The sequence below is a fragment of the Methylobacillus pratensis genome (assembly GCF_054072455.1).
This window is the reverse complement of the sequence record NZ_JBSUSR010000008.1, coordinates 1-19,855: the sequence shown is the minus strand read 5'-3', so window position 1 is coordinate 19,855 and position 19,855 is coordinate 1. Positions and strand designations below refer to the sequence as shown.

General features: G+C 64.9%; 20 protein-coding genes. 19 read left to right on the top strand and 1 reads right to left on the bottom strand.

Going from position 1 to position 19,855, the window contains the following annotated elements; all coding sequences use genetic code 11:
• Positions 1-9: 9 nt before the first annotated feature.
• Positions 10-1,617: a MocR-like pyridoxine biosynthesis transcription factor PdxR gene (gene pdxR / locus ACW4YW_RS14445; RefSeq protein WP_457138193.1), complete on the bottom strand. Its 1,608-nt coding sequence runs from the start codon at positions 1,615-1,617 to the stop codon at positions 10-12.
• Between pdxR and ACW4YW_RS14440 the strand changes: the two genes are divergently transcribed.
• The 19 genes from ACW4YW_RS14440 to trbL form a co-directional block, all read left to right on the top strand.
• On the top strand, positions 1,616-2,857 hold the full coding sequence (locus ACW4YW_RS14440) for a benzoate/H(+) symporter BenE family transporter (protein WP_457138192.1): 1,242 nt from the start codon (positions 1,616-1,618) through the stop codon (positions 2,855-2,857). The genes pdxR and ACW4YW_RS14440 overlap by 2 nt on opposite strands.
• Positions 2,857-3,672 carry a YggS family pyridoxal phosphate-dependent enzyme gene (locus ACW4YW_RS14435; RefSeq protein WP_457138191.1) on the top strand — a complete coding sequence of 272 codons (816 nt, stop codon included), beginning with the start codon at positions 2,857-2,859 and terminating at the stop codon, positions 3,670-3,672. Before ACW4YW_RS14440 ends, ACW4YW_RS14435 begins: the two co-directional genes overlap by 1 nt.
• Positions 3,669-4,124: an N-acetyltransferase family protein gene (locus tag ACW4YW_RS14430; protein WP_457138190.1), complete on the top strand. Its 456-nt coding sequence runs from the start codon at positions 3,669-3,671 to the stop codon at positions 4,122-4,124. The genes ACW4YW_RS14435 and ACW4YW_RS14430 overlap by 4 nt, the downstream gene beginning before the upstream one ends.
• Positions 4,125-4,157: 33 nt before the next feature.
• The gene (gene pdxK, locus ACW4YW_RS14425) at positions 4,158-5,123 is read left to right on the top strand and encodes a pyridoxine/pyridoxal/pyridoxamine kinase (RefSeq protein WP_457138189.1); all 966 of its coding nucleotides are present in this window, start codon (positions 4,158-4,160) and stop codon (positions 5,121-5,123) included.
• Complete coding sequence (locus tag ACW4YW_RS14420; RefSeq protein ID WP_457138188.1) at positions 5,099-6,331, top strand: acetylornithine/succinylornithine family transaminase; 1,233 nt, start codon at positions 5,099-5,101, stop codon at positions 6,329-6,331. Before pdxK ends, ACW4YW_RS14420 begins: the two co-directional genes overlap by 25 nt.
• Positions 6,328-7,563 carry a tryptophan synthase subunit beta gene (gene trpB, locus ACW4YW_RS14415; protein ID WP_457138187.1) on the top strand — a complete coding sequence of 412 codons (1,236 nt, stop codon included), beginning with the start codon at positions 6,328-6,330 and terminating at the stop codon, positions 7,561-7,563. The genes ACW4YW_RS14420 and trpB overlap by 4 nt, the downstream gene beginning before the upstream one ends.
• The gene (trpA, locus tag ACW4YW_RS14410; protein ID WP_457138186.1) at positions 7,560-8,417 is read left to right on the top strand and encodes a tryptophan synthase subunit alpha; all 858 of its coding nucleotides are present in this window, start codon (positions 7,560-7,562) and stop codon (positions 8,415-8,417) included. The genes trpB and trpA overlap by 4 nt, the downstream gene beginning before the upstream one ends.
• Positions 8,418-8,427: 10 nt before the next feature.
• Positions 8,428-9,699, top strand: coding sequence for a serine hydroxymethyltransferase (gene glyA / locus ACW4YW_RS14405; protein ID WP_457138372.1), 1,272 nt, complete (start codon positions 8,428-8,430; stop codon positions 9,697-9,699).
• 63 nt (positions 9,700-9,762) lie between these two features.
• Positions 9,763-10,707 carry a LysR family transcriptional regulator gene (locus ACW4YW_RS14400; protein ID WP_457138185.1) on the top strand — a complete coding sequence of 315 codons (945 nt, stop codon included), beginning with the start codon at positions 9,763-9,765 and terminating at the stop codon, positions 10,705-10,707.
• A complete protein-coding gene (locus tag ACW4YW_RS14395; RefSeq protein WP_457138184.1) occupies positions 10,704-10,982 on the top strand; it encodes an EexN family lipoprotein in 279 nt (92 codons plus the stop codon). Before ACW4YW_RS14400 ends, ACW4YW_RS14395 begins: the two co-directional genes overlap by 4 nt.
• 236 nt (positions 10,983-11,218) lie before the next feature.
• Positions 11,219-13,222 (top strand): conjugal transfer protein TraG, encoded by a 2,004-nt coding sequence (locus tag ACW4YW_RS14390; protein ID WP_457138183.1) that lies wholly within the window; start codon positions 11,219-11,221, stop codon positions 13,220-13,222.
• Positions 13,219-13,683 carry a CopG family transcriptional regulator gene (locus ACW4YW_RS14385; RefSeq protein ID WP_457138182.1) on the top strand — a complete coding sequence of 155 codons (465 nt, stop codon included), beginning with the start codon at positions 13,219-13,221 and terminating at the stop codon, positions 13,681-13,683. Before ACW4YW_RS14390 ends, ACW4YW_RS14385 begins: the two co-directional genes overlap by 4 nt.
• A complete protein-coding gene (gene trbB / locus ACW4YW_RS14380) occupies positions 13,680-14,750 on the top strand; it encodes a P-type conjugative transfer ATPase TrbB (protein WP_457138181.1) in 1,071 nt (356 codons plus the stop codon). Before ACW4YW_RS14385 ends, trbB begins: the two co-directional genes overlap by 4 nt.
• Positions 14,747-15,136: a TrbC/VirB2 family protein gene (locus tag ACW4YW_RS14375; RefSeq protein ID WP_457138180.1), complete on the top strand. Its 390-nt coding sequence runs from the start codon at positions 14,747-14,749 to the stop codon at positions 15,134-15,136. The genes trbB and ACW4YW_RS14375 overlap by 4 nt, the downstream gene beginning before the upstream one ends.
• A 32-nt stretch (positions 15,137-15,168) precedes the next feature.
• Positions 15,169-15,405, top strand: coding sequence for a VirB3 family type IV secretion system protein (locus ACW4YW_RS14370; protein WP_457138179.1), 237 nt, complete (start codon positions 15,169-15,171; stop codon positions 15,403-15,405).
• Positions 15,406-15,417: 12 nt separating this feature from the next.
• Positions 15,418-17,883: a conjugal transfer protein TrbE gene (trbE, locus tag ACW4YW_RS14365; protein WP_457138178.1), complete on the top strand. Its 2,466-nt coding sequence runs from the start codon at positions 15,418-15,420 to the stop codon at positions 17,881-17,883.
• On the top strand, positions 17,880-18,605 hold the full coding sequence (gene trbJ, locus ACW4YW_RS14360; RefSeq protein WP_033476331.1) for a P-type conjugative transfer protein TrbJ: 726 nt from the start codon (positions 17,880-17,882) through the stop codon (positions 18,603-18,605). Before trbE ends, trbJ begins: the two co-directional genes overlap by 4 nt.
• A 12-nt stretch (positions 18,606-18,617) precedes the next feature.
• The gene (locus ACW4YW_RS14355; protein ID WP_457138177.1) at positions 18,618-18,938 is read left to right on the top strand and encodes a hypothetical protein; all 321 of its coding nucleotides are present in this window, start codon (positions 18,618-18,620) and stop codon (positions 18,936-18,938) included.
• Positions 18,935-19,855 (top strand): P-type conjugative transfer protein TrbL (gene trbL / locus ACW4YW_RS14350; RefSeq protein WP_457138176.1); only part of this gene is annotated, 921 nt, incomplete at its 3' end. The genes ACW4YW_RS14355 and trbL, both read left to right, overlap by 4 nt.

Here is a 19,855-nt window from a genome sequence, read left to right as displayed (position 1 = left end):
TTCATGGATTCAGTTGGAAAGCGCACGCAGCACGTTCGCCAATTTCTTGATGGAGACCTCCAGCTCGTGCGGCGCATGGGCGGCAAATCCCATGAGGAATCCGGCTTTGTGGCGGCTTGACGCATGCAGGGCCGTCAAGCCCAACAGGTCAATACCTGCGCGACGTGCTGACTCCACGGCCTCGTGCTCGGGAATGTCCCGGATGAACACGCAAGGCATCTGCATGCCCCCCGCAGGTATCCGCGGCTCCACAAACTCGGCCAGGTGCTCGCGGACCAGCCGGACCAGCACGTCGCGCCGTTCGGCATACACGGCCCGCATCGTGCGGACATGAGCCCCGTAGTGGCCGCCCTCGATGAAGCGCGCCAGAGTGAGTTGTGGAATCGGTGCGCTGTGGCCGTCTAACAGGGTACGAGCCACGGTCATAGGAGCTACAAGTGATGACGGCAGCACCATGTAGCCGATACGGAGGCCCGGAAAGAGCGATTTCGTGAAAGTGCCGATATAGATCGTCCGCTCATGCGGGTCGAGTCCTTGGACGCAAGCCGTAGGCTTGCCCGCGTAGTGGAACTCGCTGTCGTAGTCGTCCTCGATGATCCAGCTCTGGTGTTGCCTCGCCCACTCAATGGCGGCCAGTCGTCTGTCCAACGCCAGTGTCGCCCCTGTTGGAAACTGGTGTGATGGCGTCAGAAACACCGCTTTGGGCTGGTCACCCGGAGCGGTCGCCGCCTGGGTCAGGTATTCCACTCGCAAGCCGTCGGCATCAAGCGGTACAGGCACGCATTGCAGCCCTGCGGCATCGAATGCCTTGCGTGCGCCGTGGTACACGGGGTCTTCAATGAATATCCGGTCACCGGCATCGAGCAGCACGGTGGCGCACAGGGTCAGGGCCTGCTGCGAACTGGTCAGCACCAACACGCGCTCCGGCGTTGCTCGCGCACCGCGTTCGAGATTGACGTAGTCGGCGATGGCACGCCGCAACGGCTCCATGCCCTGCGGTGGGCTATGTAACAGCGCCAAGGTGCCGTACTCCTTCAACACCTGTCGCTCCAGCCGCTCCCAGGTTGGGAGTGGAAAGCTGCGCGTTTCTGGCACACCGGGGGCGAACGGGCGGGGAACGAGGAAGTCTCGAACACCGCCGTTTCTGAACATCGCGCTCCCACGCTGGCTAAGTCTTGCGACGGACTTGCGCTCCCCCACGGGCCGAGGCTTGCTTCGCCCAGGCAAACGCTGTGTCCGCTCCGACACGAAGCTGCCACTGCCCACACGTCGCTCGATGAAGCCCTCGGCATGCAACTGGGTGTAAGCCGACTCGACCGTATCGCGGGAGACCTCCAACGACTTGGCCAAGGCACGTGACGCAGGCAATGGCCTGCCCACGTCTAGCGCACCGTCGAGGATCAGTTGGCGGATACCCCGCTGGATGCGCGCATGCAGAGGCAAGGCCCCATGCGCCGGGTCGCTGATCCATGCCTTGACGGATTCAAGCTGGGCATGTTTGAACAATTGGCCGGTATCTCTCGGTAAAAGTGGCGGGGAACATCCATCCATTTTAGGGCTATAAATCAATCTCGTAAACCTGCCCAACCACCTATTTGAGAAGCCATCGTCAGCCATGTCATCCGCCCCCTCACGCTCGCCCGTTCGTTGGAACGACCTCACCCATCCTGTCGTAGCTGGCCTGATCTCGGTCATCGTCAACTACGGCGGCACATTCATCCTGGTGTTCCAGGCCGCCAAGGTGGCCGGCCTGAGCCCGGAGCTGACAGCTTCGTGGGTGTGGTCGATTTCGATTGGCGTGGGTGTGACGGGGATCTTCCTGAGCTGGATCTCCCGCGAGCCGATCATCACCGCTTGGTCAACGCCAGCGGCGGCCTTCCTCGTCACGGCGCTGGCGACCACACCCTACGCGGAAGCTGTCGGTGCCTACCTGATTTCGGCCGCCGCGTTCGTGGTGCTCGGGTTGTCCGGCTGGTTCGAGCGTGTCATCCGCATGATCCCGCCGGGCGTGGCCGCCGGGCTGCTGGCCGGCATCCTGCTCCAGTTCGGCATCGGCGCCTTTGGCGGCATGACCGTCGATCCACTGCTCGCAGGGTTGCTGATCGTGGCCTACCTGGTGTTCAAGCGTTTCAGCGCGCGCTATGCGGTGGTGGGCATCCTGGTGCTGGGGCTGGCCTTCTTGCTGGTCCAGGAGCGCGTCGATCTGTCCGGGTTGAGGCTGGAGCTGGCTACGCCGGTCTTCACCATGCCCGCGTTCTCGCTCAATGCCCTGCTGAGCGTAGCCCTGCCGCTGTTCCTGATCACCCTGACCGGGCAGTACATGCCCGGCATGCTGGTGCTGCGCAACGACGGCTTCAAGACCAGCGCCAACCCCATCGTGACGGTCACAGGGCTGGGATCGCTGCTGATGGCGCCGTTCGGCTCACACGCCTTCAACATCGCCGCCATCACGGCCGCCATCGCTACGGGGAGAGAAGCTCACGAAGACCCGTCCAAGCGCTGGATCGCCGGCATCGCCGCAGGCATCTTCTACGTGCTGGTCGGGGTGTTCGGGGTCACGCTCGCCGCCGTGTTCATGGCCTTCCCGGCGACCTTCATCACCACGCTGGCCGGCCTGGCGCTGCTGGGCACGATCGGCGGGAGCCTCGCCAGTGCGCTGGTCGATCCCAAGGCCCGCGAAGCATCGCTCATCACCTTCCTGGCCGCTGCTGCCAACATCAACATGCTTGGCATTGGTGGCGCCTTCTGGGGACTGGTGATCGGTCTGGTGGCCTACGCCGTGCTCAACGGGCGATTGCCCCAACCGGCGCCCAAGCCTGCCGTCACCCCGAAGCCCGCCAGCGAGAGGGCAAACTGATGATCGAGCCTTCCGACACCCAAACCCGGCACGACCAGCACGGCCGCTATCCCGAGGCCACCACGGTCGAGGACTTCCGCCACAACCTGGCTGCGGTGCAGGCGCGTATCGACCTGGCCTGCCACCGCGCCGGCCGCGAGCTGGCAACCGTACGCCTGCTGCCAGTCAGCAAGACCAAGCCAGAAACCAGCCTGCGCCTGGCCTACGCGGCAGGTTGCCGGACGCTGGGCGAGAACAAGGTGCAGGAAGCCCATCAGAAGTGGGAGGCAATGCAGGACCTGACCGACCTGCAATGGTCGGTCATCGGCCACCTGCAAACCAACAAGGCCAAGCTGGTGGCGCGCTTCGCCAGCGAGTTCCAGGCGCTGGACAGCCTGCGGGTTGCCGAGGCGCTCGACCGCCGCTTGCAGATCGAAGGGCGCTCGCTGGATGTGTTCGTGCAGGTCAACACCTCTGGCGAAGCCAGCAAGTACGGCTTGAGTCCGGAGGACGTACCCGCCTTTCTCCAGGCGCTGCCTGCGTTCTCGGCCCTGCGTGTGCGCGGGCTGATGACACTGGCGTTGTTCTCCAGCGAAGCCGAGCGGGTACGCCAGTGCTTCATCCTGCTGCGCAACCTGCGCGATCGACTGCGACAGAGCGCATCCGCCAGCATCGGACTGGATGAACTGTCGATGGGCATGTCCGGGGACTTCGAGATCGCCATCGAGGAAGGCGCCACGGTCGTGCGCGTCGGGCAGGCGATTTTCGGCGCCCGCCACACGCCAGACGACTACTACTGGCCTAACGACAACCATTCAAAGGAAACGCTCTTATGAGTGTCGAGACAGCCTCCTCCTTAGTTCGCGACGTGCGGCCCGACGACGAACTCGCCTGGCGACGGCTTTGGGCGGGCTACAACGCCTTCTATGAAACCAGCGTCTCCCCGGAAATCACTTCCCTAACCTGGCAGCGGATTCTGAACCCCGCTGCGCCAGTGCTTGGGCGTCTCTTGGAGGTTGAAGGCCGGCTCGCCGGATTCAGCGTCAGCGTCCTTCATGAAGGCACATGGGTGTCGGGTGCCGTCTGCTACCTGGAGGACTTATTCGTCGATCCCGCCTACCGGGGCCGGGGCCTTGGCCGGATGTTGATCCAGGACCTGGTTGATTGCGGCAAGGCGCGCAACTGGTCCACGTTGTATTGGATGACGCGGCGCGACAACCCGGCACGCCACCTCTACGACGAATTCGTGCAAGCCGACGATTTCGTTCGGTATCGGCTGCCTCTGTAGGCCGTCGATCAACGCTACCGAAGGAATCTCGCCATGAATAAGGCCAGCATAACCAAAGCTCAACCCGCACTAATTCGTCCCCTTCCTGTGAATGTCGTCTCTGTACAGTCACAGGTGGTCTATGGCCGGGTGGGAAACAACGCGGCCATTCCGACACTGGAGGCGCTGGGACTGTCAGTGGCGGCGGTGCCCACCGTGGTATTGAGCAATATCCCGCACTACCCGACGATGCACGGTGGGGCATTGCCCATAGAGTGGTTCGACGGCTACTTGCAGGATCTGTCGGCACGCGGCGCCCTGCACGCCCTGCGCGCAATCCTGGTGGGCTACCTGGGCAATCCGGCACAGGCCCTGGCGAACTGGATGCAGGCGCTGCTGCCACAACAAGCTGGCCTGCGCATCGTCATCGACCCGGTGATCGGGGACCACGACCACGGCATCTATGTCGATCCCCAACTGGCAGATTCCTACCGCAAAGACCTGCTGCCGCTGGCCGATGGACTGACCCCCAACGGGTTCGAGCTGGCACACCTGACGGGAATGGTGACCAACGATCTGGAAGGCGTGGTGGCCGCTGCTCGGACCTTACTGACCGGTCGTACCCAATGGGTTGCGGTGACCAGCGCCGCCCCCGAGACCTGGGCGGCAGGAGAGATGCAGGTCGCCTTGGTGACCCGCGCGCATGCCTATCTCCTCACGCACCCGCGCATCGACGCTGCGCCTAAAGGCACCGGCGATCTGTTCTGCGCAACCCTGACCGCGCACTGGCTCAAGGGTGACTGTCTGGAGGCTGCCGCCAGCAAGGCATGCCACCGGGTCGTGCAGGCTGTTCACCACACCGAACGGGCGCAATGCGCCGAACTGCTACTTCCTCCAATGGGCGGTAGCCATGACAACGACGGAAGGATTCGCATCCGCGAAATGACCTTCTCACCCAATGACCTCCACACTGAATCATCCTTGAGGACTCCCACATGCAACCTATCGCTTCCCACTTGATGCGGGCCTATGCCCGCCAGCCTGTGTCCTTCGTGCGTGGCAGCGGCGTGCGACTTTGGGACGAACAAGGCGTGGAGTACCTGGACGCCATTGCCGGTGTCGCAGTGGCGAGCCTGGGGCATGCGCACCCGGAGATAGCCGCCGTCATCGCGGAACAGGCCGGGATGCTGCTGCATACGTCCAATGTCTTTCGCATCGATTGGCAGGAGCGGTTGGGAGAGCGTCTGTGTGCGCTGACGGGCATGCAGAGGGCTTTCTTCTGCAACTCAGGCGCCGAGGCCAACGAAGCGGCGCTTAAGCTGGCAAGGCTACACGGCCATCGCAAGCAGGTTGCCGAGCCGAAGATTTTGGTGATGGAGAACGGCTTTCATGGCCGTACCATCGCAACGCTGTCCGCCACTGGCAACCCCGCGAAACAGCAGGGCTTCGAGCCGCTGTTGCCCGGCTTTCTGCGCGTGCCTTACGACGACATCGAAGCGGTACGCCAAATGGCGGCCAATGCGCCCGGCATCGTGGCGGTGCTCATCGAGCCGGTGCAGGGCGAAGGCGGTATCCGCGTTGCCAGCGCCGACTACCTGCGTGATCTGCGCGCGCTGTGCGATCAGCAGGACTGGCTGTTGATGCTTGATGAAATTCAGGCGGGGATGGGCCGCACGGGTGCCTGGTTCGGTCACCAGCATGCGGGCATCACGCCAGACGTGATGACGGTGGCGAAGGCGCTGGGCAACGGCTTTCCCATCGGTGCCTGCCTGGCGCGCGGCGCGGCAGCCGATCTGTTTTCTCCAGGGCAGCACGGCTCGACCTTCGGCGGCAACCCGCTGGCCTGCCGGGTGGGCTGCACCGTGCTCGACCTCATGACCCGCGACAAGCTGCCCGAGCGCGCCGGTGTGCTCGGCACGCGCCTGCTCACGGGATTGCGCAGGGCATTGAGTGGCCACCCGAACGTCACTGCGATCCGAGGCCAAGGGCTGATGATCGGTATCGAGATGAATCAGCCCTGCAAAGAGCTAGTCGGCCGCGCACTGGCCGAGCAACGCCTTCTCATCACCGTGACCCGCGACACCACCATCCGGCTCCTGCCGCCGCTGATTTGCGACGAAACCCAGATCGACGACATCGTGGTCCGCGTATCCCGGCTCCTGTCGGTGAGTGCCCTGGATGGGGCAGCGCCGACGCCCATTACCACGCAGCAGGAACTGACGTCGTGACCGCACCCCCGACCTACAAGCAACCCGACGCGGAAGGCTTCTTCGGCCGCTTCGGCGGGAGCTTCATCAGCGAGACCCTGGCGCAAGCAGTCGAGGAGCTGGTGGCCGCTTGGCAGCGCCACCGCGACGATCCGGCGTTCATCGCCGAATACGAGGAAGAACTGGCCGATTATGTCGGCCGCCCCTCGCCGATCTACTACGCCCGGCGTCTCAGCGAGGAAACGGGCGGTGCCCGCATCTTCCTCAAGCGCGAAGACCTCAACCATACCGGCGCCCACAAGATCAACAACGTGATCGGGCAGGCCATGCTGGCGCGGCGCATGGGCAAGCGGCGCATCATCGCCGAGACCGGCGCGGGCCAGCATGGCGTGGCCACCGCGACGATCTGCGCGCGCTACGGCCTGGAATGCGTGATCTACATGGGCAGCGAGGACATCGAGCGGCAGCGCCCCAATGTCCAGCGCATGGCGCTGCTCGGCGCAACCGTGATTCCTGTCGCCTCCGGCAGCCGCACGCTCAAGGACGCGATGAACGACGCGATCCGAGATTGGGTCGGCAACGTCGATGACACCTTCTACCTGATCGGATCGGTCGCGGGCATGCACCCGTATCCGACGATGGTGCGCGACTTCCAGACCGTGATCGGCAAGGAGTGCCTGACCCAGATGCTGGCACTGTTCCAGCGCCTGGGCATGGCGAAGGAGCACCCCGATGCAGTGATTGCTTGCGTGGGCGGCGGCAGCAACGCCATCGGCATCTTCCATCCGTACATCGAACACGAGAGCGTGCGCCTGATCGGTGTCGAGACGGCGGGCCTGGGACTGGACACGGGCCGGCATGCTGCATCGCTTCAGTGCGGCAGTCCCGGTGTCCTGCACGGTAGCCGCTCGCTCATCCTCCAGGACGACAACGGACAAGTGCAGGAAACCCACAGCATCAGCGCCGGGCTGGACTACCCCGGCGTCGGACCGGAACACGCCTGGCTCAAGGAGATTGGCCGCGCCGAGTACGTCGGTGCGACTGACGACGAGGCGCTGCACGCCTTCCATCAACTGAGCCGCACGGAAGGCATCATTCCCGCGCTCGAAGCCAGTCACGCCGTAGCCCATGCCATCAAGCTGGCGGCCACCTTGCCCAAGGAGCAGGCCCTGCTGGTCAACCTGTCCGGCCGGGGCGACAAGGACATGGAGACGGTCATGGCGCAGGCCAACGCGCCTGGAGGAAAGCCATGACCCGGCTCGATCCCACCTTCCGGCATCTGCGGCGAGAGGGGCGCAAGGCGTTGATCCCCTATGTCACTGCGGGCTACCCCGGCGTGGACATCACCCCGGCGCTGATGCACGTGCTGGTCGAGGCCGGTGCCGACGTCATCGAACTGGGCGTGCCGTTCTCTGATCCATCGGCAGACGGTCCCACGATCCAGGCGGCCAGTGAGCACGCTCTGCGCCAGGGCATCGGGCTGCCGCAGGTGCTCGACCAGGTGCGGCGCTTCCGCGAATCGGACACCGAGACCCCGGTGGTGCTGATGGGCTATGCCAACCCCATCGAACGCTATGACCTGCTGCGCCAGCCGGGCACGTTCGCCACGGACGCAGCCAAAGCCGGAGTGGATGGCGTGCTGGTGGTCGATTACCCGCCCGAAGTATCTGCGGACCTCGCGGCGCAGTTACGTCAGCACGGCCTCGATCTGATCTTCCTGCTTGCGCAGACCTCCACCGAGCAGCGTATCCGCCAGGTCGCCAAGCGGGCCGGTGGCTACGTCTATTGCGTGTCCATCAAGGGCGTTACCGGCGCCACCACACTCGACATGGCAAGCGTGCGCAACACGCTGACCCGCATCCGCCGTCTTGTGCGCATCCCTGTCGGGGTCGGGTTCGGTATCCGCGATGCCAGCACCGCCCGGGAGGTTGCCCAGGTCGCCGACGCCGTGGTGATCGGCTCCTGGCTGATCGAGAGCCTGGCCGGCAAACCGGCGGCCCAAGCGCTGGCTGCGGCCAGCGACCTGATCCGCGATGTGCGCCGGGAACTGGACAAAGACGTGCCGGAACAAGACCCAATCCCAAACCCCAAGCATTCCAACACCTAGGACGAATTTCATGTACGACACTTCGCTGACCCTCACCGATTTCGACCCCGAGCTGGCTCAGGCCGTTCAGCACGAAGAACGCCGCCAGGAAGACCATGTGGAGTTGATCGCTTCGGAGAACTACGCCAGCCCGCTGGTGATGGCGATCCAGAACTCGGTATTCACCAACAAGTATGCAGAAGGCTATCCCGGCAAGCGCTACTACAGTGGCTGCGAGCATGTGGACGTGGCCGAGCGCCTGGCGATCGAACGGGTCAAGGCGCTGTTCGATTGCGACTACGCCAACGTCCAGCCCCATGCCGGCGCCCAAGCCAACGCCGCCGTGTACTTGGCCCTGACCAATCCCGGCGACACGGTGATGGGCATGAACCTGGCGCAGGGCGGCCACCTGACCCATGGCAATCCATCGAACTTCTCGGGCCGACACTACAAGATCGTGCCCTATGGGCTTGACCCCGAGACCGGCCTGATCGACTACGAGGAGATGGAGCGCATCGCGCTGGAAACCCGGCCCAAGATGCTGATTGGCGGGTTTTCCGCGTATTCGCGCCACAAGGACTGGGCGCGCATGCGTGCCATCGCCGACAAGGTGGGCGCGATCTTCTGGGTCGACATGGCCCACGTCGCCGGCCTGGTGGCCGCTGGCGAATATCCGAACCCGCTGCCCCATGCCCATGTCGTGACCAGCACCACCCACAAGACCCTGCGTGGCCCGCGCGGCGGCATCATCCTGTCCAAGGGGCAGGACGAGGACTTCTACAAGAAGCTCAATTCTGCCGTGTTCCCTGGCATCCAAGGCGGCCCGCTGATGCACGTGATCGCCGCCAAGGCGGTGGCCTTCAAGGAAGCCTTGACGCCCGAGTTCAAGAGCTACCAGAAGCAGGTCGTGACCAATGCGCGCGCGATGGCTGCGGTCATCCAGCAGCGTGGTCACCGAATCGTCTCCGGCGGCACCGACAACCACTTGATGCTGATCGACCTGTCCGCCAAGCCGTACACAGGCAAGGAGGCGGATGCCGCACTGGCCGATGCCTACATCACGGCAAACAAGAACTCGGTGCCCAATGATCCGCGCTCGCCATTCGTGACGTCGGGGCTGCGTATCGGCACGCCGGCCGTCACCACACGCGGCTTTGGCGTGGCCGAGTGCGAGCTACTGGCAGGTTGGTTGTGTGACGTGCTGGATGCGCTGGAAGCCGGTGGGGATGCACCGACGAAGATTCGTGATCGGGTTCGCGAACAGGTAGTGGACCTGTGCCGCCGCTACCCGGTGTATCTATAACCGCCACAACCATAGGGATGTGCCGTGTAGAAACTGGATTTGTGTGATGGGGCCGGAGGCGTTATGGAGATAAGGCATCTTCGATACTTCCTTGCTGTAGCAGAGGAGCTGCACTTCGCTCGCGCCGCCGAACGCCTGCATATTGAACAATCCCCCGTTTCCCGGGCCATCAAGGAGCTTGAAGAAGAACTTGGCGTTACCCTGTTCGCACGCACAACACGCAGCACGCGGCTGACTCATGCTGGCAAGCTATTTTTGGAGCATGTGCGCCGAGTGTTCTCCGCCTTGGAACAAGCACGCGACAGCGTAAAGGCAGCGGCAAACGGTTTTCATGGGCAGTTGCGCGTTGCTTTGTCTGATGGCATTACACCGTCACGCCTTCCTGCTTTGCTCGCTCTTTGCCGACAGGAAGAACCCGAGGTCGAAATTCGCTTCTTCGAGGTGCCGCTATCGCAGCAGATAAAGGGCCTCCATGATGATATGTACGACCTTGGCTTTGCGCAGTCCGACGAAGTGGGCGATGGCATCGTCACTACGCCTGTTTGGAGCGATGCACTCATGGTAGCGGTGCCGGCTCGGCATCCGCTACTGGCTCACAAGCGTATTCCACTGAACGAACTGCTGCGCTATCCCTTGGTTCTGTGCGACCCGCAAGTTTGCGAAGGTCATGCAAAGCATGTTGAGCGCATTCTGCGACGAGCGGACATGGAGCCATTGATCGCGGAACGAGTTGCTACGTGTGACCTGATGATGGCGCTGGTATCGGCAGGCTTCGCGCTCGGGCTTGCCGGTGCCGCACATATCGCTGCCAGTCGTGAATCGGGTGTGGTCGCACGGCCGCTGGCATCGCATGTGCCACCGCTAACGACCTATCTTCTGCGCCTCGAAGGTAATCCTTCTGATGTGCTGGTGCGCTTTATTGAGCGCGTACAGACCATCGAATCACTAGAGTCGCCTCGGCCCGTGCGGAGCCGTTATCCTGATGTATCGGAGGAGCCAACGCCATGAAGAAAGCTATCCCGTTTCTGCTGGTCGCCGTCTTGACCGCCTGCGGCCAATCCGAAGCGCCACAGAAGGCCGCCGGCCCGGAGGCAAATATCCCTACGGTGGAAGAACTGGCGGCCAACCCCGAACGGCTCAAGGAACTGCGGCAGCAATGCAAAACCGACCGTGCCAAGCTGGGTGATGTGTTGTGCAACAGGGTCGCCGAAGCCACGCGCAAGCGGTTCTATGGCGACGGCGAAACCCCCTACACACCGCCGAAGGAACCGTCCAAGTTCTGACTGTCGGCAGCTCGCCGCATCACCTTCATTTTTTTGTTCGACACGCCGCAATGCGCCCGCGCTTGCGGCGTTTTTCTTTGTCGCGCCATCACACTAATTCTTTCTGTTTTCTCGACATTTCTGCCCCAAACGGTCTTTGACCGGCACTGACCCGGCACCGATCCTGACGCCTGCGGCACGTCCTTGTGCCGCTTTTTCCATGAGGAATCAGCGCAGGAGAAATCGGAGGCGAGGTCATGCAAGGAACGAACGTGCTGTTCGGTCAGATCGCCGTGGTATTCGGCATCGTGATCGCCGGAGTGTGGTGTGCCACACAATGGACAGCAGCAGCCCTTGGCTATCAACTACGCCTTGGTTCGCCCTGGTTCGATGTTTTTGGCACGCCGATCTACTACCCGTGGAAGCTGTTCGAGTGGTGGTTCTTCTTCGATGCCTACGCGCCCCGCATCTTCGACACAGGCGGCGCCATCGCGGGCGCCAGCGGCTTGCTGGCTGTGGTGGTTGCCATCGGCATGTCGATCTGGCGCTCGCGTCAATCGCGCCTGGTCACGACCTATGGCTCGGCCCGCTGGGCCAACGCAGAGGACATTCGCAAGGCGGGCCTCACGCAGCCGGCCGGTGTGTTTCTCGGCAAGCACGACCGCCAGTACCTGCGTCATGAAGGGCCAGAGCATGTCCTGACCTTCGCGCCCACGCGCTCGGGTAAGGGCGTCGGCCTTGTGGTGCCGACGCTGCTGTCGTGGCCCGCGTCTGCCGTCATCCACGACATCAAAGGCGAGAACTGGCAGATCACCGCAGGCTGGCGCAGCCGTTTCAACCACTGCCTTCTGTTCAACCCGACCGATGCGAAGTCGGCAGCCTACAACCCTCTGCTGGAGGTGCGACGCGGCGCGCATGAAGTGCGCGACGTGCAGAACATCGCAGACATTCTGGTCGATCCTGAAGGCGCGCTGGAGAAGCGGAACCATTGGGAAAAGACCTCGCACGCGCTGCTGGTCGGCGCCATCCTGCATGTGCTCTATGCGGGCGAGGACAAGACACTGCGCGGTGTCGCCAATTTCCTCAGCGACCCGGCCAGCCCGTTCGAGCTGACCTTGCACCGGATGATGACCACGCCGCACCTCGGCGATGGCCCGCATCCGGTCGTCGCTTCGGCGGCGCGCGAAGTGCTCAACAAGTCGGACAACGAGCGTTCCGGCGTGTTGAGCACGGCCATGTCGTTCTTGGGCCTCTACCGTGATCCCACGGTGGCCGAAGTCACGTCGCGCTGCGACTGGCGCATCGCCGACCTCATTTCAGCCGCGCATCCGGTGTCGCTGTACCTGGTGGTGCCGCCTTCGGACATTAGCCGCACGAAGCCCTTGATCCGGTTGATCCTCAACCAAATCGGACGGCGGCTTACCGAATCGCTGGACGGCAGCGACGGCATCGAGCGCCGCCACAAGCTGCTGCTGATGCTCGATGAGTTTCCGGCCTTGGGCCGGCTCGACTTCTTCGAGACGGCCTTGGCCTTCATGGCGGGCTATGGCATCCGCAGCTTCCTCATCGCGCAGTCGCTCAACCAGATCGACAAGGCGTATGGGCAGAACCACTCGATTCTCGACAACTGCCATGTGCGCGTGACGTTCGCCACGAACGACGAGCGCACGGCCAAACGCATCTCCGAGACGCTAGGCACCGCGACCGAGCTGCGCGCACAGCGCAACTACGCGGGCCACCGGCTCGCGCCGTGGCTGGGGCACCTCATGGTGTCGCGCCAGGAGACGGCCCGCCCGCTGCTGACGCCGGGCGAAGTCATACAGCTTCCGACCGACGAGGCCGTGGTGATGGTGTCCAGCGTGGCGCCGATCAAGGCCAAGAAGCTGCGCTACTACGCCGACGCCAATTTCAAGCGGCGTGTGCTGCCGCCGCCTGCGCCGGCAGGCGGCCAGTACGCAGATGCGCCGCCGATGCGCCCGGACGACTGGAGCGGGCTGGCAATCCCTGCCGCGCCCGCTGCGCCTGCGGCTGATGCCGTCGACGGCTTGGGCGCTTCGGCCGACGACGGCGGCCCGCGCCGTCAGCCCGAGCTTTCTGAAGCCGTCGCCTACGACCCCGAGCAGGCCGCGCCCACGGCCGACCTCGGCCTGCTCGATGACGACGACGACCTGCCGCTTCCCCTTCCTCGCCAGCTTGATCCGGCCATGCAGCGCACGGCCCGGCTGGCTTCCCTCGACCCCAACGACGGAATCGAGCTATGAGCCATTACCGCCTGAACCTCTTTATCCAGCCCGAGCACGCCCAGCGGCTCGATGAACTGGCCGCCAAGAAAGGCGTGTCCAAGTCCAGCATCGTCGCTGCCGCTTTGGCATCCTGGCTGTCGCCGGACGCGGCCGACCAGCGCGAGGCGGCCATCGCCAAGCGGCTGGATCGGCTGTCGCGCCAGGCCGAGCGCATGGAGCGCGACCAGAACATCGCCATCGAAACGCTGGCGCTGTTCATCCGCTACTACCTGACCGTCAGCACGTCGGTTCCCGAGGCGCACCAAGAGGCAGCCCGCGCCTTGGGCAAGGCGCGCTTCGAGCAGTTCACCGAACAGCTTGGCCGCCACCTGATGCGCGGGCGCAGCCTGGTGCGCGACGTGGTGGAGGAACTGCACCCCGACCCGGTGCGGATGGAAGACGCGGCGGCGGCAGCGCAGGCGCGGGAGCGTGCGTCATGAGTGCCGTTCCGCAACTCCCGCCCGAGCCACGCTCGTCCGCAGCGGCCTCGCTCGACCGGCGCATCCAGATGCTGCGCACGGCGATGGGGCCGCTGATCGCCACCGCGCTCGAAGACCCCGACGTGGTGGAAATCATGCTCAACCCGGATCGCACCCTTTGGGTGGATCGCCTGTCGTCGGGTCGCGCGCCGATGGGCGTGGAGATGCCCGAGGCCGATGGCGAGCGAATCATCCGCCTGGTCGCCGCCCACGTCGGCGCGGAAGCGCATCGCGGTCAGCCGCTGCTATCGGCCGAACTGCCCGAAACCGGCGAACGCTTCGAGGGCATTTTGCCGCCCGCCGCGCCGGGGCCGGCCTTCGCGCTGCGCAAGCGCGCCATCGGCGTGATTCCGCTGGAGCGGTACGTCGTGGACGGCATGATGACCGCCGCCCAGGCGGGCTTTCTGGTGCGCGCTGTGCGCGAGCGCCAGAACGTCCTGATCGCCGGGGCCACCAGCAGCGGCAAGACCACGCTCGCCAATGCCTTGCTCGCCGAAATCGCCGCCACCGGCGACCGCGTGCTGGTGCTCGAAGACACGGTGGAGCTGCAATGCGCAGCCCGCGACCACGTGCCGCTGCGCACGCGGCAAGGCGTCGTGTCGATGACCGAGCTGGTGCGCTCGTCCATGCGCCTGCGGCCTGATCGCGTCGTCGTCGGCGAGGTACGTGGCGCCGAGGCGCTGGATCTCATCAAGGTGTGGGGCACGGGCCACCCCGGCGGCATCGCCACGATCCACGCGGGTTCCGCGCTGGGCGCACTGCTGCGCATGGAGCAACTGATTCTCGAAGTGGCGGTGAACCCGCCGCGTGCGCTGATCGCCGAGGCGGTCAACGTGGTGATCCACATCGCCGGACGCGGGCGCAAGCGCCGCATCGAGAGCATCGCCCGCGTCGTCGGCTTCGACGGCGTGGGCTACCAACTGGCGGACGCGCTGGAGACGCCGTTTCCCGAGTTGCCGCCACTTCCCGATGCCGCGCCTGCTGCGGCGACTTCCCCGTCCCTCGACCTTTCTGGAGAACTTCCATGACAACGCACGCCCATGCTTTCCGTGTTTCCGTAAATCCTCATTTCAACCTGTCCGGCCTCGCACGGCTGCAAAGCCTGGCCCGCCCTGCGGCGCAAGGGCTGATGCTGGCCGCGCTGCTGCTGTTCCTGACCGGAACCGCGCAGGCCGCCGGTTCCTCGATGCCGTGGGAAGGCCCGCTGCAATCCATCCTCGAATCCATCCAGGGGCCGGTGGCGCGCATCGTGGCCGTCATCATCATCATCGCCACGGGCCTCGCGCTGGCCTTTGGCGACACGTCGGGCGGCTTCCGCAAGCTGATCCAGATCGTGTTCGGCTTGAGCATCGCCTTCGCTGCGTCCTCGTTCTTCCTGTCGTTCTTCAGCTTCTCCGGCGGGGCTGTCGTATGAGCGGCCCGGACAGCTTCGCGGCCGGGTTCGAGGTGCCTTTGCATCGCTCGCTCACCGAGCCGATCTTGCTAGGCGGCGCACCGCGCACCGTGGCGATTGCCAACGGCACGCTGGCCGCCGCTATCGGGCTGGGCCTGCAACTGTGGATTCCTGGCGTGGTGCTCTGGATCGTCGGCCATTCGCTGGCGGTATGGGGTGCGCGCGTCGATCCGCAATTCATGGCCGTGTTCGCCCGGCACATCAAACACCGCCCGCTACTGGACGTGTGAGGAGACGCCGCCATGCTGAACCTCGCCGAATACCGCCAGCGGCCCGCGCTGCTCGCCGACTGGCTGCCCTGGGCCGGACTGGTCGCGCCGGGTGTCGTCTTGAACAAAGACGGCAGTTTCCAGCGCACGGCCCGGTTTCGCGGGCCTGACCTCGACAGCGCCACGCAAGGCGAGCTGATCGCCACGTCGGCGCGCTTGAACAACGCGCTGCGCCGGCTGGGTTCGGGCTGGGCGCTGTTCATCGAGGCCGAGCGACGCGCCGCTGCCGACTACCCGCACTCGGAGTTTCCCGAGCCGCTGTCTTGGCTGGTGGACGAAGAACGCCGCTCGGCCTTCGAGGATACCGGCCACCACTTCGAGAGCGGCTATCACCTGACGCTGTTGTACCTGCCGCCCGAGGAATCGCGCGCCCGCGCCGCCAAGATGCTCTATGAGAACACGCCGACGAATGGCGTGGACTGGCGCGAGCGGCTGCAAGCCTTCGTCGCGGAAACGGATCGGGTCTTTGACCTGCTCGATGGCGTCATGCCGGAAATCGCCTGGCTCGATGACAGCCAGACGCTGACCTATCTGCACTCGACCATCTCGACGCGGCGCTACCGCGTGGGCGTACCCGAAGTGCCGTTCCACATCGACGCGCTGCTGACGGACTCGCCGCTCGTGGGTGGCCTGGCCCCCATGCTGGGCGACCGGCACCTGCGCGTGGTGTCGGTGCGCGGATTCCCGACCTCGACCTGGCCGGGGATTCTGGACGACCTCAACCGCCTGGGATTTGGGTATCGCTGGAGTACGCGCTTTCTGTGCCTCGACAAATCCGAGGCGGAACGGGAATTGGGGCGCTTGCGCCGCCAGTGGTTCGCCAAGCGCAAGAACGTCATCGCGCTGCTGCGTGAAACGATCTTCCAGCAGGAAAGCCCGCTGGTCGATACCGACGCCAACAACAAGGCCGCCGATGCGGATGCGGCCTTGCAGGAGCTGGGCAGCGATCAAGTCGCCTTCGGCTATCTGACGGCGACCGTCACCGTCATGGACGCGGACGCCGGCGCAGCCGACGAGAAGCTGCGCATGGTGGAGCGCGTCGTTCAGGGGCGCGGCTTCGTCACCATCCCCGAAACGCTCAATGCCGTGGATGCGTGGCTTTCCTCGCTCCCCGGCAACGCCTATGCGAATGTCCGGCAGCCGATCATCTCGACCCTCAATCTGGCGCACATGATGCCGGTGTCCGCCGTGTGGGCTGGCCCCGAGCGCAATGCCCACCTCGACGGCCCGCCGCTGATCGTCACCCGCACCGATGGCGCGACGCCGTTCCGGCTGGTGACGCACATCGGCGACGTGGGCCACACGCTGGTCGCCGGCCCGACCGGCATGGGCAAATCGGTCTTGCTCGCCACACTGGCGATGCAGTTCCGCCGCTACCCCGGCTCGCGCATCTTCGCCTTCGACATGGGGCGTTCCATGCGCGCCACGATCCTCGGGCTGGGCGGCGAGCACTACGACCTGGGCACGGATGGAGAAATCGCCTTCCAGCCGCTCGCCCGCATTGACCGCGAAGGCTATCGCACCTGGGCCGCCGAATGGATCGAAGGCCGCTTGTTGCACGAAGGCGTGGCAGTCGGCCCGGACGAGAAGGCGGCCATCTGGTCGGCGCTGCAAAGCCTTGCCGGTGCGCCGGTGGAGCAGCGCACGATGACCGGGCTGTCCGTGCTGTTGCAGAGCAATGCGCTGCGCCAGGCGCTCGCGCCCTATGTGCTGGGCGGCGCGCACGGCAAGCTGCTGGATGCCGACCACGACCGGCTCGGCAGCGCCGACGTGCAGTGCTTCGAGATGGAGGAGCTGATGCACAGCAAGGCCGCCGTCATGGCCGTGCTGCATTACCTCTTTGCGCGTTTCGACGAACGCTTTGACGGTGCGCCCACGCTTCTGATCCTCGATGAAGCGTGGCTGTTCTTGGATGACCCGGTGTTTGCCGCGCGCATCCGCCAGTGGCTCAAGACGCTGCGCAAGAAAAACGTGTCGGTGATCTTCGCCACGCAGTCGCTCGCGGACATCAAGGATTCGAGCATCGCGCCCGCGATCATCGAAAGCTGCGCAAGCCGCATCTTCCTGCCGAACCCGCAGGCGACCGAGCCGCAGATTCGCACGATCTACGAGGGCTTCGGGTTGAACTCGCGCCAGATCGAGATCGTCGCCACCGCGCAGCCCAAGCGCGACTACTACTACCAATCCCGCCTAGGCAACCGCCTGTTCGACCTCGACCTGGGGCCGGCAACGCTGGCCTTTGCGGGCGCTTCCACGCCGCAAGACCAGCGCGCCATTGACGAGGTTCTTGGCCGCATGCCGCCGGACGCCGGCCCGCCCGGCTTCGCCGGTGCGTGGCTGCGCCATCGCGGCCTCGATTGGGCGGCTGACCTGCTGCCCTCGTTCCCCGGCCTCGCGCCGGGTTCCTTCGCTGACCAACCTCTGGAGAACCTGCCATGAAGAAGCGCCTTGTCGCCGCTGCCATCGCGGCCATGCTTTGCACCGCCACTGCCCATGCGCAATGGGTCGTGATCGACCCCACCAACCTCGTGCAGAACACGATGACCGCGATCCGCACGCTGGAGCAGATCAACAACCAGATTCGCCAGCTCCAGAACGAAGCGCAAATGCTGATGAACCAGGCGCGCAACCTCGCCAGCCTTCCATCCAGCGTGGTCGGCCAGTTGCGCGCCAACCTGGCAACGACCGAGCGGCTGATCGCCCAGGCCCGAGGCTTGGCCTACGACGTGACGAACCTCGATCGGGAGTTCGCGCGCCTGTACCCGGAGCAGTACGCCGCCACCGTCAGCGGCGACCAGATGTACCGCGACGCCCAGGAGCGGTGGAAGAACACGCTCAACGGCTTGCAGACCACCATGCAGATGCAGGCGCAGGTGTCGCAGAACCTCGGCGAAGACGAAAGCGTGCTGGCCGATCTGGTCGGCAAGAGCCAGTCGGCGCAAGGCGCGTTGCAGGCGATGCAGGCCATGAACCAGTTGCTCGCCTTGCAGGCCAAGCAGTCGATCCAGTCGCAGCGGCTCCAGATCACGCAAGACCGGGCCGCCTCGCTGGAACTGGCGCGGCAGGCGGCGGCCACCGAGCGCGCCCGCGAAGTGCGGCGGCGCTTCCTTGGGGAAGGCACGCCGTACACGCCGCAGTCCGTCAACTTCTACCGCGACTGATAGGAGGCCGCCATGCGATGCGTCCTCGTCCTTGGTGCCGTGCTGCTGGCCGCCTGCGGCGAGCAGCCGGCCGACAACCTTGCCGATGCCCTGACCGCCGATCCCGTGCGGCTCAAGGCGTTGCGCGCGCAATGCGCGGCCGACCGGCAGGCCACGGGCGAGGATGCTTGCCGCGCCGCCGCCGAAGCCTTCCGACGGCGCTTCTTTTCCGGCGAGGCCGGGTCGGATGAATACCGGACGCTGGCCGACCTGCCGCCGATCCCGCCCAGCTTCGAGGAACCGGCCGATGGCATCACGCCGGACTTGCCCGCCGCCCCGGAGGACACGCCATGAATGACGTGACCATCATCGACCAGTTCCTCAACACCTTCGCCACCTACATCGACTCGGGTTTCGGGCTGCTGCGCGGCGAAGTGGCGTTCCTCACGGCCACGCTGATCGTCATCGACATGACGATCGCCGGGCTGTATTGGGCCATGAGCCACGCCACCGGCCAGGGCGATGACGTGATCGCCAAGCTGCTGCGCAAGGTGCTCTACGTCGGTGCCTTCGCCTACATCCTCAACAACTTCAACTGGCTGGCCAGCATCGTGTTCCGCTCGTTCGCCGGGCTGGGCATCACCGCCACCGGCTCGGCCATCACGATGGAGAACTTCTTGCAGCCGGGCCGTCTCGCCAAGACCGGCATCGACGCTGGGGCGCCGATTCTGGAGCAAATCGGCGAGATGGCCGGCTTCCCCGAAGTGTTCGTGAACCTCGATCCCATCGTGGTGATGTTCCTTGCGTGGCTGGTCGTGGTGCTGTGCTTCTTCGTGCTGGCGATCCAGCTTTTCATCACGCTGATCGAGTTCAAGCTGACCACGCTCGCAGGGTTCGTGCTGGTGCCGTTCGCGCTGTGGAACAAGACCAGCTTTCTCGCCGAGAAGGTGCTGGGCAACGTCGTCTCCTCTGGCGTCAAGGTGCTGGTGCTGGCCGTGATCGTCGGTATCGGTTCGGGCCTGTTCTCGCAGTTCCAAGTCCATCCCGCCGAACCGAACATCGACCACGCGCTGGTCATCATGCTGGCCTCGCTCACCTTGCTGGCGCTCGGGATCTTCGGCCCCGGCATCGCCACGGGCCTCGTGTCCGGTGCGCCCCAGCTCGGCGCGGGCGCGATGGCGGGGCCGAAGATCCCGAGCGCCAGCAAGGTGAGCGAGGCCAGCATGATGACCAGCGCGTGGTCGATGTTCGGTTCGGCGGGATGGACTTGG

Bases quoted from the DNA above. Each gene is read 5' to 3' on its own strand.
- ACW4YW_RS14440 (WP_457138192.1), top strand. From the start codon at position 1,616: ATGTCATCCGCCCCCTCACGCTCGCCCGTTCGTTGGAACGACCTCACC.
- pdxR (WP_457138193.1), bottom strand. From the start codon at position 1,617: ATGGCTGACGATGGCTTCTCAAATAGGTGGTTGGGCAGGTTTACGAGA.
- ACW4YW_RS14435 (WP_457138191.1), top strand. From the start codon at position 2,857: ATGATCGAGCCTTCCGACACCCAAACCCGGCACGACCAGCACGGCCGC.
- ACW4YW_RS14430 (WP_457138190.1), top strand. From the start codon at position 3,669: ATGAGTGTCGAGACAGCCTCCTCCTTAGTTCGCGACGTGCGGCCCGAC.
- pdxK (WP_457138189.1), top strand. From the start codon at position 4,158: ATGAATAAGGCCAGCATAACCAAAGCTCAACCCGCACTAATTCGTCCC.
- ACW4YW_RS14420 (WP_457138188.1), top strand. From the start codon at position 5,099: ATGCAACCTATCGCTTCCCACTTGATGCGGGCCTATGCCCGCCAGCCT.
- trpA (WP_457138186.1), top strand. From the start codon at position 7,560: ATGACCCGGCTCGATCCCACCTTCCGGCATCTGCGGCGAGAGGGGCGC.
- glyA (WP_457138372.1), top strand. From the start codon at position 8,428: ATGTACGACACTTCGCTGACCCTCACCGATTTCGACCCCGAGCTGGCT.
- ACW4YW_RS14400 (WP_457138185.1), top strand. From the start codon at position 9,763: ATGGAGATAAGGCATCTTCGATACTTCCTTGCTGTAGCAGAGGAGCTG.
- ACW4YW_RS14395 (WP_457138184.1), top strand. From the start codon at position 10,704: ATGAAGAAAGCTATCCCGTTTCTGCTGGTCGCCGTCTTGACCGCCTGC.
- ACW4YW_RS14390 (WP_457138183.1), top strand. From the start codon at position 11,219: ATGCAAGGAACGAACGTGCTGTTCGGTCAGATCGCCGTGGTATTCGGC.
- ACW4YW_RS14385 (WP_457138182.1), top strand. From the start codon at position 13,219: ATGAGCCATTACCGCCTGAACCTCTTTATCCAGCCCGAGCACGCCCAG.
- trbB (WP_457138181.1), top strand. From the start codon at position 13,680: ATGAGTGCCGTTCCGCAACTCCCGCCCGAGCCACGCTCGTCCGCAGCG.
- ACW4YW_RS14375 (WP_457138180.1), top strand. From the start codon at position 14,747: ATGACAACGCACGCCCATGCTTTCCGTGTTTCCGTAAATCCTCATTTC.
- trbE (WP_457138178.1), top strand. From the start codon at position 15,418: ATGCTGAACCTCGCCGAATACCGCCAGCGGCCCGCGCTGCTCGCCGAC.
- trbJ (WP_033476331.1), top strand. From the start codon at position 17,880: ATGAAGAAGCGCCTTGTCGCCGCTGCCATCGCGGCCATGCTTTGCACC.
- ACW4YW_RS14355 (WP_457138177.1), top strand. From the start codon at position 18,618: ATGCGATGCGTCCTCGTCCTTGGTGCCGTGCTGCTGGCCGCCTGCGGC.